Source organism: Arthrobacter sp. GW822-FHT05G07, from assembly GCF_058799755.1.
On sequence record NZ_JBXALT010000015.1, the window covers coordinates 107,822 to 123,702 of the forward strand.

Below are 15,881 nucleotides of genomic sequence, written 5' to 3' on the forward strand. Positions count from 1 at the left end.
ATGAAATCCGTCAACGACCCGAGCCACTCCTCTATATGTGGCCACAAAAAGGCCTTGACGGTGATGCGTGTCACGGCTAAATTTGGTGGGCACTTCCGAAAGGATGTTCGAAATATTTCGAAATGTCAATGGATGTGGATGATCGCAGTCGATCGCCTCACCGCGGAGTGTGGCTTTTTAAACGCACAACCGGGCAATCAGCGTCGAGCCCGAAGGACGAATGGAAACTGCACATGAATAATCTCAAGTTGCGCACCGCCGGAATGGCCGTTTCTGCAGCCGCATTGTCGATCGCACTCGTAGCCTGCGGGTCCTCGGGCCCGGCTGGAACAGGAGCCTCGGCGGATTCGGCAACCATGTGGGGACTCACCGGCGGCGACCAGCCTGTTTTCCAAGCATCCGTTGACTCCTGGAACAAGTCACACCCCGACTCCGCCATCAAGCTCGACTTCTTTGCCAACGACGCCTACAAGACCAAGGTGCGTACCGCCGTCGGCGCCGGCCAAGGACCCACACTCGTCTACGGCTGGGGCGGCGGGGTGCTCAAGTCCTACGTCGATGCCGGCCAGGTTGATGATCTGACGGGATTCCTCAAGGAGAACCCCGACGTCCAGAGCCGCTACCTTCCCTCCATTCTTGAGAGCGGCGTGATCGACGGCAAGACCTATGCACTGCCAAACAACAAGGTGCAGCCTGTAGTGCTCTACTTCAACAAAGAAGTCTTCGAGAAGATCGGTGCAGAACCGCCCAAGACCTGGGACGAGCTCATGGCGCTGGTGCCCAAGTTCAAGGCAGCCGGCGTGGCACCTTTCTCCCTGGGCGGCCAGTCCAAGTGGCCGGACCTGATGTGGCTTGAATACCTTGTGGACCGTATCGGCGGTCCTGAAGTCTTCGCCAATATTGCAGCCAACAAGCCGAACGCATGGTCCGACCCCGCCGTGATCGAGGCACTGACCAAGATCCAGGAACTGGTGGACGCCGGCGGCTTCATCAACGGCTTCTCCTCCATTGCCGCTGACAGCAACGCGGACCAAGCCCTGCTGTACACAGGCAAGGCCGCCATGATCCTCCAGGGCAGCTGGATCTACCAAGGCATGAAGAAGGACGCGGCCGACTTCGTCTCCAGCGGAAAGCTCGGATACACCCCCTTCCCCACTGTCGAAGGCGGCAAGGGTGACCCGGCGAACGTTGTGGGCAACCCGTCCAACTTCTGGTCTGTATCTTCCAAGGCCACCGAGGACCAGAAGAAGACCGCCCTGGAGTACGTCAAAGACGGAATGTTCAACGATGAGAACGTCCAAAGCCTGATCGATTCAGGAGCCGTACCAGTGGTCACCGGCATTGAAGACAAGCTCGCTGCCTCCCCTGACAAGGACTTCCTGAGCTACGTCTATGACATGGCCAAGGATGCCCCGGACTTCACACTTTCCTGGGACCAGGCGCTCAGCCCCGCGCAAGGAGATGCCATGCTGGCCAACCTCGACCAGATCTTCCTGAAGAAGATCACTCCTGAGCAGTTCGCCTCCACCATGAACGCGACGATCGGGAAGTAATACGGTGTCCGCAACTACCACCACGCCTCAACGGGCAGTGGGCGCCGAACGTGCCCCAGGCACCCGACGGACCCTGGAAAAGGGTCCGTCAGGGTGGCTGGCCGTCCCGGCCCTCGCGTTCTTCATGCTCTTCGCCATCCTCCCGCTCCTGGGAGTGCTGTTCCTCAGCTTCACCCGCTGGGACGGCCTCGGTGAGATCAAACTCGACGGCCTGTCCAGCTGGAACACGGTCCTAGCCGATCCCGTCACGGGCAACGCCTTGTTGGTGACGGCCAAGATCATGTTCTTCTCGTTCATTGTCCAAGCACCCATCAGCCTGTTGCTCGGTGTCTTCACCGCGGCCAGCCAGAAGTACCGCGCGGCACTGGCCGTCCTGTACTTCGTGCCCCTGCTCCTCTCCTCCGCCGCTGTGGCCATCGCCTTCAAGGCGCTGCTGGACCCAAACTTCGGGCTCGGCCCCGGCCTGGGCCTGCCGATCCTCGCGCAGGACTGGCTGGGCAACTCGGATCTGGTGCTGTTTGTGGTGGTATTCGTGATTGCTTGGCAGTTCGTGCCGTTCCACACACTGATCTACCAAGGCGGCGTGCGACAGATTCCTGCCTCGCTGTACGAGGCTGCCCAAATTGACGGTGCCGGCCGTGTCCAGCAGTTCTTCAACATCACCCTGCCGCAGCTGAAGTACACCATGATCACTTCCTCCACCCTCATGGTGGTGGGTTCCCTGGCGTACTTCGACCTGGTGTTCGTACTGACCGCCGGCGGACCGGGCTACTCCACCAGGCTCCTGCCCCTGCACATGTACCTGACCGGTTTCAAAGCCAACGACATGGGAGCGGCGAGCGCCTTGGGTGTGATCCTCGTTGTCATCGGCCTGGCCCTGGCAGTGTTCCTGCAACGACTCGGCGGCAAGAACCGCAACGCCAGCCAACTGGAAGGTGCGTAATGGCTTCCACCACCCAACTCCCCGCAGCCCCGGCAACAATCCCCGAAAAGGTGACCACCCGCCGTCGGCCTCAACGGCTTGGCCGTTCGCGGCCCAACTTCCTGGGCGGCCTGGGCGGCTGGCTCTGGTTGGCGATCATCATCGTGCCCGTCTACTACGTGGTCATCACCAGCTTGAAGAACCAGGCAGGGTTCTTCACATCCAACCCGATGCTGCCACCGGCAGAGCCAACCCTGGACAACTACAAGCTGGTCCTGGAAAACGACTTCGCCAAGTACTTCACCAACAGCCTCATTGTCACAGTAGGCAGCGTGATTCCGGCACTCTTCGTCGCTTTCATGGCGGCCTACGCCATCGTCCGGGGCAAGGGAAGGTTCCTCAGTTGGACCAACAACGTCTTCCTCCTGGGCCTGGCTATCCCACTGCACGCAACCATCATTCCGATCTACTGGATGATCACCAAGGCCCACATGTACGACACCTTGTTGGCTCTGATCCTGCCCTCCATTGCGTTCGCGATCCCGGTCTCGGTGCTCATCCTGTCCAACTTCATGCGCGATGTTCCCAACGAATTGTTTGAATCGATGCGGCTGGACGGTTGTTCCGATTGGGCCATGATGTGGCGCCTGGCGTTGCCCATGACCAAGCCTGCTGTCATTACGGTTGGCATCTACAACGCACTGCATGTGTGGAACGGTTTCCTGTTCCCGCTGATCCTCACGCAAAGCCCGGACACCAGGGTTCTCCCGTTGTCACTGTGGACCTTCCAGGGTGAGTTCAGTGTCAACATCCCGGCGGTGCTCGCCTCGGTGGTGCTGGCAACGCTGCCGCTGCTGGTGATTTACGTGGTGGCCCGCCGGCAGTTGCTCAGTGGCCTCACCGCAGGTTTCAGCAAGTAGAAAGGATTTACTGATGACCACACCACAACCCTTACGCGTGGGCATGGTGGGCTATGCCTTCATGGGCGCCGCCCACTCGCACGCATGGCGCACGGCACCGCGCTTTTTCGACCTTCCGCTGGCACCTGAACTCACCGCAATGGCGGGCAGGAACGAGGAAAGTGTACGGGCAGCAGCCGGTAAATACGGTTGGGCCTCCATCGAGACCGACTGGCGCCGCCTCATTGAGCGCGACGACATCGACCTCATCGACATCTGCACTCCGGGCAACACCCACGCGGAGATAGCTATCGCAGCGCTGGAAGCCGGTAAGCACGTCCTTTGCGAAAAACCGTTGGCCAACTCCGTGGAGGAAGCCGAGAAGATGACGCTGGTGGCCAAGGCCGCAGCTGAACGCGGTGTGCTCTCCATGTGCGGCTTCAGTTACCGACGCACCCCTGCCTTGGCGCTGGCCAAGAGGATGGTGGACGACGGCCGCTTGGGCGAGATCCGACACGTCCGTGCCCAGTACCTTCAGGACTGGCTCAGTGACGCCGAGGCTCCGCTGACCTGGCGGCTGGACAAGTCCAAATCCGGGTCCGGCTCGCTCGGCGACATCGGCGCGCACAGCATCGATGCCGCGCAATGGATCACCGGGCTCAACATCACCGGGGTCTCCGCTCTGCTGGAGACGTTCGTGAAGGAGCGCCCGGTAGGCGGTGACTTCGTGGGTCTGGGCGGCCACGGCGGCGCTGACGGGCCGCGCGGCCCGGTGACCGTGGACGACGCCGCGCTGTTCACCGCCCGTTTTGAGGCCAAGCACGACGGCGGCGCTGACGCCGGCTCACGCGCCACTGGCGCTTCCGGCCCCATTGGCATTTTCGAAGCCACCCGTTTTGCCTTGGGACGCAAGAACGCCATGCGCCTGGAACTCAACGGCACCAAGGGGTCCATCGCTTTCGACTTCGAGGACATGAACTCGCTGCAGTTCTACGATTCTGCCTTGGAACCCGATGCAGGCTTCCGAAAGATCATGGTCACCGAACCCTCTCACCCCTACGCCGCCAACTGGTGGCCCACCGGGCATGGTCTCGGTTATGAGCACGGTTTTACTCATCAGGTGGTGGACCTTGTGACAGCCATCGGCGCAGGCGAGCAGCCCTCGCCGTCGTTCGCTGACGCGTTGCAGGTGCAGAAGGTCCTGGCCGCGGTGGAGGCCAGCGCAGACAATGCCAGCCGCTGGCAGAACATCTGACTGATATGAATACGCCCGATACGAAGGAAACCATGACAAGCAACAACAAGACAGCGCTGGTGGTTCGCGGCGGTTGGGACGGACACCAGCCGGTGGAAGCCACGGAGCTGTTCATTCCCTATCTGAAGGACAACGGCTACGACGTCCGGGTGGAGGAATCGCCCAAGATCTACGCCGATCCCGACTACATGGCCGGAGTGGACCTGATCGTGCAATGCATGACCATGACCACCATCGAGAAGGATGAGTTCGAGGGCCTGCGCACCGCCGTCGAAAACGGCACCGGCCTGGCGGGATGGCACGGTGGCATCGCCGACTCCTACCGCAACAACTCGGACTACCTTCACCTGATCGGCGGCCAGTTCGCCTGCCACCCAGGCAAGCATGCCGACGAGCGGGTCGGGGAGCAATCAGACAATTACGTTCCCTACACCGTCAACATGTTGCCCGCTGCATCCGAACACCCCATCACCCAGGGAATCGGCGACTTCGACCTCGTCACGGAGCAGTACTGGGTCCTGTCCGACGACTACATCGATGTGCTGGCCACCACCACCCAGAAAGTCCGCGAGTGGGACCCGTGGAACCGTGAGGTCACCTCGCCCGCCATCTGGACCCGTCAATGGGGCACGGGCAGAATTTTCGTCTGCACCCCGGGCCACCGCGTGGAAATCCTCCAGGACAACAACGTCCGTACCATCATTGAAAGGGGCATGCTGTGGGCGTCTCGATAACCCCTGCCAAGCCGCTAAACGTCGGAGTCATCGGGTGCGGCGCCATCATTGCCCAGTACCTGAGCAACTTCCGCCGGCTGGATCCCATCAACCTGGTGGCCGTAGCGGACCTTGACCCGGCGCGGGCGCAGGCCGTGGCCGACTCCTACGATGGTGTCCGGGCGCTGTCCGTGGACGAACTCCTGGCAGCGGACGATGTGGACCTCGTCCTGAACTTGACCATCCCTGCGGCCCACGCGGACATCGCGCTCAAAGCAATCGCCGCCGGCAAGTCGGTCTACGGTGAAAAGCCGTTGGCGGCTACAACGGCTGAGGCCAGGGAGGTACTTGCGGCCGCCGCAGCAGCGGGGGTTGTGGTTGGTTGCGCACCGGACACCGTGCTGGGTACTGGCATCCAGACTGCCCGTAAAGCGATCGACGACGGTCTGATCGGCGCCCCCGTCTCCGCCACTGCAACCATGGCGACGCCGGGGCATGAGCGTTGGCACCCAAACCCGGACTTCTACTACCAGCCCGGAGGTGGACCGTTACTGGACATGGGTCCGTACTACGTCTCGGCGCTGGTCACACTTCTCGGTCCTGTGGTGTCAGTGGTGGGTGCTGCCAGCCACACGCGCAGCCAACGCACCATTGGTTCGGGCCCGCGTGAGGGACAGGTGGTCCCGGTGGACATCGACTCGCACGTCACCGGGGTTCTGGTCCATGAGTCCGGCGCCTTGTCCACCCTCTTCATGAGCTTTGACGCCGTGAAAACCAAGAGCCCCAACATCGAGATCCACGGTGAAAAGGGGTCACTCATCGTGCCGGATCCCAACCACTTCGACGGCGACGTGCAGCTCTTTGCACTCGGCGCCGAGGACTGGGAAACACTGCCCGTCTCCGCCGGGTATGTGGACTCCGGACGTGGCTTCGGCATCGCCGACCTCGCAGCAACTCCACCCGGACAGGAACCACGCGCCGGCGGCCGGCTCGCTTTCCACGCTTTGGACATCATGGAATCTGTGCTGGAATCAGCCAAGAGCGGCCAATCGGTCGCCATCAAGAGCACGGCCTCGCGGCCCGCTGGGGTTGAACTGGTGGAACTGACGGAAGTCTCGACGCCGGTACGCGCCTAGCGCCCTGGCCACCCTAACGAATCCGGCCCCTGTTTGCCCACCTCGCCGTTCTATGGTGTGTGGGACAAACAAAGGCCGGATTCGTCGTTAGTGTCTTGCACGGCGGAGCGTCGCTTCCGCGTGCTTAAGGATGGGGCCGTCGATCATCTTCCCCTTGAACTGGAACACACCTGTGCCTGCCGCAGCCGCCGCTTCAAGAAGTTCCGTGGCTTGGGCTACGGCTTCGTCGGTGGGCGCGTAGGCCTCCCGGACCACGGCCACCTGGTTCGGGTGGATGCAGGCTTTCGCTCCGAAGCCACTGGAAACGGCATCCCGGGACTCGGCGGACAAACCCTCAAGGTCCGGGATATTCACGTACACGGAATCGATGGCTTCCTTACCGGCGGCCTTCGCGGCAAGCAGCACGGCGGACCGTGAGTGCAGCGCGACAGCCCGGTACCCGCCGTCGTCGTTCCTGCTGGAGAGGCCACCCAGGGAAGCCAGCAGGTCCTCGGCACCCCACATCAGACCCACGACGTTCGGCTCGGCGGCGATCGAAGCAGCATTGACGATGCCTGCCGCGGTTTCACACAGCGCGATGACCTGATAACCCTCTAAAGACCTGAGCTGCTCCGCACTCTCCGCCTTTGCCAACATGACGTTGCGGTAGGGCGTCCTGGCCAGAGCCTCAAGATCGAGCTCGAACTCCTGCGTCCCCACGGGATTCACCCGAACAATGGTGCGGCTTGGCTCAAGTCCGCCTGTACCTTGCTCTGCGGAACCTGCCTGTTCAAGAATCGCTTCGCGGGCCCCCTTCTTGTCCGCCGGTGCCACGGCGTCCTCGAGATCCAGGATGACGGCATCGGAACGCTCAGATGCCTTCCCGAAGCGCTCCGGCCGGTCTGCAGGGCAGAACAAGAGGGCCGGACCCATGGTAAACGGAAGAACCGCCGTGGTGGACGAGTCGGTGGAGGGCATGCGGATTCCTTGCTGCTGAAGTGCTGACACGAACGGAAAACTATGACTGGGCGGCGTGCGCTTCTTTGGTCCACATCAGGCAGGTCCGGGTGGCCAAGGCAACCACTGTCCCGTCTTGATTACGGCCAGTGTGCTGCATGGTGGCCACTCCTTGCCCGGGGCGGGACGAGGACAGCCGCTTTCCCGTGATCACCGTTTCCGTGTACAGGGTATCGCCGTGATACAGCGGGTGCGGAAAAGTGACATCCGTCAGTCCGAGCTGCGCAATGATGGTTCCCTGGGTCAGCTGGGTCACCGACTGCCCCACCATGGTGGACAGAGTAAACATGGAGTTCATGAGCCGCTGCCCGAACGGCTGACCGGAACTCCATGCCGCGTCCAGATGCAGCGCTTGCGTGTTCATGGTCATGGTGGTGAAGAGGACATTGTCCGTCTCCGTGACGGTGCGTCCGGGTTTGTGGGCATAGATCACGCCCTCTTCAAGTTCATCGAAATACAGCCCACGCTGCTCCACCACCCGCGTCATACAGTGAGCTCCTGGTCTTCCTCGAACAGCTCGGCCCCTGTAGCGGCCAGGACGTCCTCAAGCGTGACGTTGGGCGCCAACTCGCGGAGGACCAAGCGTGGGTCACCTTCGTCCTTAACGACGTCGATGACTGCCAGGTCAGTGATGATGCGGTCCACACACCCCTTTCCTGTGAGCGGCAGCGTGCAGTCCTGGACGATTTTCGGCCTGCCGCTGCGGTCCATGTGTTCCATCATGACAATGACCTTCTTGGCGCCGAACACCAGGTCCATGGCACCACCCATGCCCTTGACCATCTTGCCTGGAATCATCCAGTTGGCCAGGTCACCGTTCGCGGCCACCTCCATGGCACCCAACACAGCGACGTCCACATGTCCGCCGCGGATCATGCCGAAGGACGACGCCGAGTCGAAGAACGCAGCACCCGCATTCGTGGTCACGGTTTCCTTTCCGGCGTTGATCAGGTCCGGATCCACCTTGTCCTCAGCCGGGTACGGGCCCACTCCCAGAATCCCGTTCTCAGAGTGAAGAATGACCTCCACGCCGTCCGGAATGTAGTTGGGGATCAGAGTGGGCATCCCGATTCCCAGGTTCACGTATTGCCCGTTGGTGAGTTCCTTGGCCACGCGGGCGGCCAGTTCGTTGCGGGTCCAGCCTTTGGCCTCGTGATGTTCGACGTCGGCGCGACGGTATTCGTGCCGGACGGCTTCGGGACGGGGCGGGATGTCCTGGTACGTGTTGTCCGTCATCGTGCCGCTCCTGCCTGGTCTGTTCCGGATTGGGCTGTTCCGGACTGGCCTGGTCCGGACTGGCCTGGTCCGCTACTGGGGGCCAGCGCTACCGTGCGCTTTTCTATCCGCTTCTCGTTTGAGGTAGCCACCACCACCCGTTGGACGAAAATCCCCGGCGTATGGATATGCTCCGGGTCCAGCTCGCCGGGTTCCACCAACTCCTCCACTTCGGCGATGGTGGTCCTTGCCGCCATGGCACAGAGGGGGTTGAAGTTCATGGCTGTCGCGTGGAAAACGAGGTTGCCGTGACGGTCACCCTTCCAGGCATGGACCAGGCCGAAATCAGGTGTCAGGGACTCTTCCAGCACATAGTCCGCGTCATTGAAGGTCCGTACCTCTTTCGGCGACGAGGCCAGCGCAACGTTCCCTTCGGCGTCGTACTTCTGCGGGAGGCCACCTTCGGACACCTGGGTTCCCACACCTGCCTTGGTGTAGAACGCAGGAATGCCGGCGCCACCGGCGCGGAGCTTCTCGGCCAGGGTGCCCTGTGGAGTGAGGACTACTTCCAACTCCCCCGCCAGGTACTGCCGGGCAAATTCCTTGTTCTCGCCCACGTACGAACTGATGGTCCGTCTGATTCGACCATCCTTAAGGAGAATGCCAAGGCCCCAGTCGTCCACCCCGCAGTTGTTGCTGACCGTCTCAAGATCGGCGGTGCCTTGGCTGTGCAGGGCTTCGATCAGGGAGACGGGGATACCGCATAAGCCGAAACCTCCCACCGCTAGCGAGGCTCCGTCCGGGATGTCCTTCACCGCTTCCGCGGCGCTGGCAACAACCTTGTCAATCATCCTTGATCCTTCCCTGCCACTGCCGACCCACGTACGGTTACAGACCCAGCTCGCGGGCGATGAGCATCAACTGGACTTCGGTGGTGCCCTCCCCGATTTCAAGGATCTTGGAATCGCGGTAATGGCGTGCCACCGTGAATTCGTTGATGAAGCCATAGCCGCCGAACACCTGGGTGGCGTCCCGCGCGTTGTCCATGGCTGCCTCGCCTGCGACCATCTTAGCGATGGCCGCTTCAGTCTTGAACGGCTTGCCCGCCAGCATCCTGGAGGCGGCGTCGTAGTAGGCAAGGCGGGCAGTGTGGGCCCTTGCCTGCATGCGAGCGATCTTGAACTGGATGGCCTGGTACTTGCCGATGTTCTGCCCGAACGCGCTGCGTTCCTTGGCATACTTCACCGACAAGTCCACGCAACCTTGAGCCGCGCCGGTGGCCAGCGCAGCGATCGCGATGCGGCCCTCGTCCAGGATGGAAAGGAAGTTCGCGTAGCCGCGGCCGCGCTCACCCAGCAGGTTCGCTTCAGGAACCCGGACATTGTCCAGGGTGAGCGGGTGGGTGTCGGAAGCGTTCCATCCCACCTTGTTGTACGGCTTTTCTGCAGTGAACCCGGGCGTGTCCGTGGGGACAAGGATGGTGGAGATTTCCTTCTTGGTGCTGCCGTCGGCATTCTCCTTTTTGCCCGTTACTGCCGTGACGGTGACCAGTGTGGTGATGTCCGTACCGGAGTTGGTAATGAACTCCTTATTGCCGTTGATCACCCATTCGCCGTTTTCCACGTGGGCGTTGGTCTTGGTACCGCCGGCATCCGAACCGGCTTCGCGCTCAGTCAAGCCAAACCCAGCCAAAGAACGTCCGGATGCCAACTGTGGCAGCCACTCTTGCTTCTGTTCCTCCGTGCCGAAGCGGAACACCGGCATGGCGCCCAGGGACACTCCGGCTTCGAGGGTGATGGCCGCCGACTGGTCCACGCGTCCCAGCTGCTCCAAGGCCAAGGCAAGGGCGAAGTAGTCTCCGCCCATCCCGCCAAACTCTTCGGGGAACGGCAGGCCAAACAGGCCCATCTCCCCCATCTGCTTCACAACCTCGTAGGGGAAGCTGTGCTCTTCATCGTGCTTGGCGGAGACCGGTGCCACAACTTCGTCGGCAAACTCGCGGACGGAGTCGCTGAGGTCCTGGTACTCCTCATTCAGGTCAAACGTGCTCATGACTGGACTTCCTTGTCTGTGTTCTTGTCTGTGGTGGCCGTGTCGTCTGCGGCGTCAGCTACGTGAATGGTGGCGAGCACCTGGTCGGCTTTGACCAAATCGCCGGGTTTGCTGGTGAGGTGGACGGTTCCAGCAACGGAGGCCACCAGTTGGTGCTCCATCTTCATCGCTTCGACGGCAAGGAGGGCTTGGCCTTCCTCCACGGAATCTCCGTCGGCCACGGACACGGACACCACCGTCCCGGGCATGGGTGAGCGCACCTCCGGATCGGCCACGCCTTCTTCGCGCTGGATGCCGGCGAGCATCCGCCGTAGGCGCTCTGCCCGGTCCAGGACCTCGAGCCGGCAGGACCAGCCATCGTTGCCCACGTACAGCTCGCGGACACCGGCCGTCACACCCGGCGCCATCCCAACCGCGAAGGTGACCAAGCCGCCGTCGAACTCCAAAGCGACGCTGTTGTCGCTGCGGTCCGCCACCCGAACGCTGACCGGGTCCCCGCCGTCGACCATTGCCGATACGGTGCCGCGCTGTTCGGTGTTGGACACCGTCTCGGTGATGGACACCGTTGCGATTTCACCGCCCGGAATGCCAAACGTGGCTGTCCACGCGCCGCGGGCGCCGACGCGCCAGGCATCGGGAGTCTTCCACGCGTCACCGGCGAGCGCCGGGCCGGTGCGCTCCAGCCACAGTGTGAGAGCGGCGGCGATCAGTTCCCTGGGACCAGCATGCCGGAACTCCATGGACGGCAGCCTGCGCTCAATCAGCCCGGTGTCGAGGCGCCCGGCCCGGACGTCGGGATCGTTGATCAGCAGGCGCAGGTACTCCACATTCGTGTCCACGCCCAGCAGCGTGTAGCGGCCAAGGGCAGCGTCGAGGGTATCCAGCGCCGCTGCCCTGTCCTCGCCCCACGCGATGATCTTGGCGAGCATGGGGTCGTAGTCGCCCGTGATTTCCAGGGTGTCCCGCATTGCGGAGTCAATGCGCACGTTGGCGTGGGCGCGTTGCTGACCGGAGACGGTTTCATCCGCTGCGCCCTGCTCGGCGAGCGCCACAATGCGACCCATCGACGGCATGAAGTTCCGCTCCGGCACCTCAGCATAGACCCGCGCCTCCACAGCGTGGCCATTAAGTACGACGTCGGACTGCGCCACGGTGAGCACTTCACCGGCGGCGATCCTCACCTGCCATTCCACGAGGTCGATGCCCGTGACCATCTCCGTGACGGGATGCTCCACCTGCAACCGGGTGTTCATCTCCATGAAGAAGAACTCGTCGGGGTGCTCATCGGACACCAGGAACTCTACGGTTCCCGCGCCGCTGTAATTGACCGAACGCGCTGCGTTGCACGCCGCCTCGCCAATACGGGCCCGTTCCTCCGCACCGTCCGGCAATGATTCGAACAGGGCAGACGGGGCTTCCTCAATGACCTTCTGGTGACGGCGTTGGAGGGAGCACTCGCGCTCGCCGAGGTGGATGACGTTGCCGTGGTTGTCGGCCAGGACCTGGACCTCGATGTGACGGGGTGCGCGAATGAGCCTTTCCAGGAAAAGGGTGTCGTCACCGAAAGCGGACGCTGCCACGCGCCTTGCCGTTGCGAGCGTGGAGGCCATGTCCTCGGGCCGTTCCACCACGTGCATGCCTTTGCCGCCGCCACCTGCAGAGGGCTTGATCAGCAAGGGGAAACCGACCCCCGGCGCCGCCTCGATCAACTCCTGATCGGAGAGTCCGGGCTTGGCGATGCCGGGGACGCACGGAACGTCGTAGGCCATCACGTGGTTCTTGGACCGGATCTTGTCGCCCATGACCTCGATGGCACCGATGCCGGGTCCGATGAACGTGATGCCCGCAGCGTCCAGCGCTTTGGCGAACTCCACGTTCTCGGACAGGAAGCCATAGCCCGGGTGGACTGCCTCCGCCCCGCTCCTACGGCACGCGTCGATGATGGCGTCGATCTTCAAGTAGCTTTCCGCGGGTGCCGTGCCACCTATGGCGACGGCGGTATCGGCGAGGGTCACGTGCTTGGCGTCTTTGTCCGCGTCCGAGTACACGGCGATGGAGCGGATTCCCATCTCCTTTAGTGTCCGGATGACGCGGCAGGCGATCTCACCACGGTTGGCAACGAGGACGGCACCGAAGGTTCTGGAGTCTACTGCCGTGCTGCCTGGGGCTGTGGTTGTTGTTGGCAGGGTCATGATCACATCCTGAAGAGACCGAAGGAGGTCTCGGGCAGTTGTTGGCGGGAGACGACGTCCAGGGCCATTCCCAGGACACGCCGCGTGTCAGCGGGGTCGATAATGCCGTCGTCCCATAGGCGCGCAGTGGAGTAGTACGGACTGCCTTGGTCCTCATACTGTTGCCTGATGGGAGCTTTGAAAGCTTCCTCGTCCTCGGCGGACCATTCTTCGCCCGCAGCCTCGTACTGGTCCCTCTTGACGGTTGCCAGCACGCTGGAGGCTTGGTTTCCTCCCATGACGGAGATCCGGGCCGCCGGCCACATCCACAGGAACCGTGGCGAATAGGCCCGGCCGCACATGGAGTAGTTGCCCGCACCGAAGGAACCACCGATGACCACTGTCAGCTTGGGCACCCGAGCCGTGGCCACTGCGGTGACCATCTTGGCGCCGTTCTTGGCGATGCCGCCCTGTTCGTAGTCTTTGCCCACCATGAAACCGGAGAGATTCTGCAGGAAGATCAAAGGAATGCCGCGCTGATCGCAGAGCTCAATGAAATGGGCGCCCTTCAGGGACGATTCACTGAAGAGGACACCGTTGTTGGCCACGATGCCCACCGGGTGGCCGTGCAGGTGCGCGAAGCCGGTCACCAGCGTGGTGCCGTAGTTCTTTTTGAACTCGTGGAATTCGGAACCATCCACCAGTCTCGCGATGACTTCGCGGACGTCGTACTGGGCGTTGACGTCCGTGGGAACCACGCCGTAGATCTCTGAGGGATCGACGACGGGCGGCAGGACGACGTCGGACACGTCCCATGCCGGCTGCGCCGGCTTCGGTAACGTCGACACGATATCCCGCACGATCTCCAGCGCATGTTGGTCGTTCTCGGCCAGGTGGTCCGTGACCCCGGAAATCCGGGAGTGCACGTCGCCGCCGCCCAGTTCCTCGGCGGTAACGATCTCGCCGATGGCTGCTTTGACCAAGGGCGGGCCACCCAGGAAGATGGTGCCCTGGTTCCGGACGATGACCGTCTCGTCGCTCATGGCGGGAACATAGGCACCGCCGGCCGTGCACGATCCCATGACGGAGGCGATCTGCGGGATCTTGGCCGCGGACATTCTGGCCTGGTTGTAGAAGATCCGGCCGAAGTGCTCCTTATCCGGGAAGACCTCGTCCTGCTTGGGCAGGAATGCACCCCCGGAATCCACCAGGTAGACGCAGGGGAGCTTGTTCTCCAAAGCGATTTCCTGAGCCCGGAGGTGCTTCTTCACCGTCATGGGATAGTAAGTGCCGCCCTTGACCGTGGCGTCATTGGAGATCACCAGGACATGACGTCCATGGACCAAACCAATGCCCGCAATAACCCCGGCACCCGGGGAATCATCGTTGTACATGCCGTTCGCAGCCAAGGGTGCAATCTCAAGGAACGGGCTGCCATCATCGAGCAGGTAGTCGATGCGTTCCCTCGGAAGAAGCTTTCCGCGGGCGATATGCCGCTCCCGGGACTTTGCCGGACCGCCGAGGGCCGACGCCGCCAAGCGTTCCCTCAATTCCTTCACCAAGGACAGTTGCGCCTCCTGGTTGGCTTCAAAGGTGCCACTGGCGGCTCCCGTCAGGCTGGCGATTGTCTCCATTGACCCCTGTTCCATTCCCGGCCACAGGCCATTTCGGTTAGTGCCACGTAACTGAAATTTAGGTTAGTCTGTATTAACTGTGATGTCCAGCACAGTCGGTCCCGACAGTGGGTCGGGCGGGGCTGACGCAAGGAGGAAAACGTGACCGGAGGTCCGGAAGCAAGCATCAATGGCACGCGCACCGCCGCTACACAACGCGGCCAGGCAAAGGAGCTCCGCAGATTGGCCCTGTTGTCCGCTGCAGCAGGACTTTTCGCCGAAAACGGCTTTACCCGCGTGTCGCTTGAGGACCTCGGAGCAGCAGCAGGTGTCAGCGGACCCGCCGTGTACCGGCATTTTCCCGGCAAGCAAGCCGTCCTCGGCGAGCTTCTTCTCAGCGTCAGCCGCGACCTCCTGGACGGCGGATTGCGGGTGGTATCGGAATCGGACGATCCCCGGTCCGCGCTGAAAGGCCTGATCCAGTTTCAGGTTGATTTCGCGCTCAGCAATCCTGACGTCATCCGTGTCCAGGACCGGGACTTCGGAAGTCTCAGCGACGCCGACCAAGCCGAAGTCAGATCCCTCCAGCGCAGTTACGTCGAAACTTGGGTTGACGTCCTGGCCCGTATTCACACGGACGCAGATGTCCCCGGCCTCCGGGTCCGGGCACACGCAGCCTTTGGATTGATCAATTCCACACCCCACTCGGTGCGTCATCACGGCAGGAAGATCGCTGTAAAGTCGGCCAGGCCCATCCTGGAACAGATGGCTTTGGCGGCTCTGACGTCGGCCTGATTTTCCGGCGGTAGGGGGGCGTCCTTGAACGTTGCGCTAAAAATGTCAGACCCCGATGAAATGATTTTTTCATGGAGAAATTGGCGCAGTCGATGGCATCATGGGCGGAATCGTCCCCTGCTGTTGCTGCCCTGACTGCGATACGGTCACGACACTTCTTGAGCATGCCGGACTTGGTTAAGGCCGGGTTCAAGGATTCGACGGCGCCAGCCACCGTTACCTGTTACTTCCATGACGCCGGGCTGCTCAAGGGCCCGGCCGAATCCGCTCCGACGTCTGATGCACCCGCCCAAAGCGCCGGATTGATCCCGGCCGTCCAGCTGATCCAAAGTCTCTATACAGAGGCGCCCGAGCATCTTTCGGCTGCCAGGCCGGACCTGACGGCGCTTCTTGATGACAGCGCGGCACTTCTGGTCTCCGCACGCTTGTCCGCTGCCGACGAGGCTTCCCAGTTGGGGTTTGTTGAGGCGGCTGATTTCGCTGGCAGGGTCGAGGAGATCTCCCGGTCGGTGGAGTACTTGCAGCTGGTTGCTGCGCAGGCGGTGGAACGGACCCGGAAGG

Annotated in this window: 14 protein-coding genes and 1 pseudogene; 8 read left to right on the plus strand and 7 right to left on the minus strand. The window is 62.2% G+C overall.

Features of this window, described 5'->3' with window-relative positions:
* The first annotated feature begins 233 nt into the window (after nucleotides 1–233).
* The 6 genes from AC1RJY_RS22230 to AC1RJY_RS22255 are packed head-to-tail and all read left to right on the plus strand — an operon-like array spanning nucleotide 234 to nucleotide 6,478.
* Nucleotides 234–1,553: an extracellular solute-binding protein gene (locus AC1RJY_RS22230; protein WP_014921258.1), complete on the plus strand. Its 1,320-nt coding sequence runs from the start codon at nucleotides 234–236 to the stop codon at nucleotides 1,551–1,553.
* Nucleotides 1,554–1,557: 4 nt separating this feature from the next.
* On the plus strand, nucleotides 1,558–2,496 hold the full coding sequence (locus AC1RJY_RS22235) for a carbohydrate ABC transporter permease (RefSeq protein ID WP_011774251.1): 939 nt from the start codon (nucleotides 1,558–1,560) through the stop codon (nucleotides 2,494–2,496).
* Complete coding sequence (locus AC1RJY_RS22240) at nucleotides 2,496–3,395, plus strand: carbohydrate ABC transporter permease (protein ID WP_011774250.1); 900 nt, start codon at nucleotides 2,496–2,498, stop codon at nucleotides 3,393–3,395. Before AC1RJY_RS22235 ends, AC1RJY_RS22240 begins: the two co-directional genes overlap by 1 nt.
* A gap of 13 nt (nucleotides 3,396–3,408) precedes the next feature.
* Nucleotides 3,409–4,629: a Gfo/Idh/MocA family protein gene (locus tag AC1RJY_RS22245; protein WP_011774249.1), complete on the plus strand. Its 1,221-nt coding sequence runs from the start codon at nucleotides 3,409–3,411 to the stop codon at nucleotides 4,627–4,629.
* Between the two features lie 32 nt (nucleotides 4,630–4,661).
* A complete protein-coding gene (locus tag AC1RJY_RS22250; RefSeq protein WP_210064275.1) occupies nucleotides 4,662–5,363 on the plus strand; it encodes a ThuA domain-containing protein in 702 nt (233 codons plus the stop codon).
* Nucleotides 5,348–6,478, plus strand: coding sequence for a Gfo/Idh/MocA family protein (locus AC1RJY_RS22255; protein WP_498603551.1), 1,131 nt, complete (start codon nucleotides 5,348–5,350; stop codon nucleotides 6,476–6,478). Before AC1RJY_RS22250 ends, AC1RJY_RS22255 begins: the two co-directional genes overlap by 16 nt.
* Nucleotides 6,479–6,565: 87 nt before the next feature.
* Here AC1RJY_RS22255 and AC1RJY_RS22260 read toward each other — a convergent pair whose 3' ends face one another.
* The 7 genes from AC1RJY_RS22260 to AC1RJY_RS22290 are packed head-to-tail and all read right to left on the minus strand — an operon-like array spanning nucleotide 6,566 to nucleotide 14,546.
* The gene (locus tag AC1RJY_RS22260; RefSeq protein WP_498603553.1) at nucleotides 6,566–7,435 is read right to left on the minus strand and encodes an HpcH/HpaI aldolase/citrate lyase family protein; all 870 of its coding nucleotides are present in this window, start codon (nucleotides 7,433–7,435) and stop codon (nucleotides 6,566–6,568) included.
* 40 nt (nucleotides 7,436–7,475) lie between these two features.
* Complete coding sequence (locus tag AC1RJY_RS22265) at nucleotides 7,476–7,961, minus strand: MaoC family dehydratase (protein WP_011774245.1); 486 nt, start codon at nucleotides 7,959–7,961, stop codon at nucleotides 7,476–7,478.
* Nucleotides 7,958–8,710, minus strand: coding sequence for a CoA transferase subunit B (locus tag AC1RJY_RS22270; RefSeq protein ID WP_011774244.1), 753 nt, complete (start codon nucleotides 8,708–8,710; stop codon nucleotides 7,958–7,960). Before AC1RJY_RS22270 ends, AC1RJY_RS22265 begins: the two co-directional genes overlap by 4 nt.
* Nucleotides 8,707–9,540 (minus strand): CoA transferase subunit A, encoded by an 834-nt coding sequence (locus AC1RJY_RS22275; RefSeq protein ID WP_498603555.1) that lies wholly within the window; start codon nucleotides 9,538–9,540, stop codon nucleotides 8,707–8,709. Before AC1RJY_RS22275 ends, AC1RJY_RS22270 begins: the two co-directional genes overlap by 4 nt.
* A gap of 37 nt (nucleotides 9,541–9,577) precedes the next feature.
* The gene (locus tag AC1RJY_RS22280; RefSeq protein ID WP_498603557.1) at nucleotides 9,578–10,741 is read right to left on the minus strand and encodes an acyl-CoA dehydrogenase family protein; all 1,164 of its coding nucleotides are present in this window, start codon (nucleotides 10,739–10,741) and stop codon (nucleotides 9,578–9,580) included.
* The gene (locus AC1RJY_RS22285; protein ID WP_498603559.1) at nucleotides 10,738–12,933 is read right to left on the minus strand and encodes an acetyl/propionyl/methylcrotonyl-CoA carboxylase subunit alpha; all 2,196 of its coding nucleotides are present in this window, start codon (nucleotides 12,931–12,933) and stop codon (nucleotides 10,738–10,740) included. The genes AC1RJY_RS22280 and AC1RJY_RS22285 overlap by 4 nt, the downstream gene beginning before the upstream one ends.
* Nucleotides 12,934–12,935: 2 nt before the next feature.
* Complete coding sequence (locus tag AC1RJY_RS22290; RefSeq protein WP_498603560.1) at nucleotides 12,936–14,546, minus strand: carboxyl transferase domain-containing protein; 1,611 nt, start codon at nucleotides 14,544–14,546, stop codon at nucleotides 12,936–12,938.
* A gap of 141 nt (nucleotides 14,547–14,687) precedes the next feature.
* Here AC1RJY_RS22290 and AC1RJY_RS22295 point away from each other — a divergent pair, with 141 nt between their 5' ends.
* Both AC1RJY_RS22295 and AC1RJY_RS22300 read left to right on the plus strand, forming a co-directional pair.
* Nucleotides 14,688–15,320 (plus strand): SACE_7040 family transcriptional regulator, encoded by a 633-nt coding sequence (locus AC1RJY_RS22295; protein ID WP_014921249.1) that lies wholly within the window; start codon nucleotides 14,688–14,690, stop codon nucleotides 15,318–15,320.
* A 164-nt stretch (nucleotides 15,321–15,484) separates the two neighbouring features.
* A pseudogene (locus tag AC1RJY_RS22300) lies at nucleotides 15,485–15,881 on the plus strand (HNH endonuclease signature motif containing protein); the annotation flags it as partial.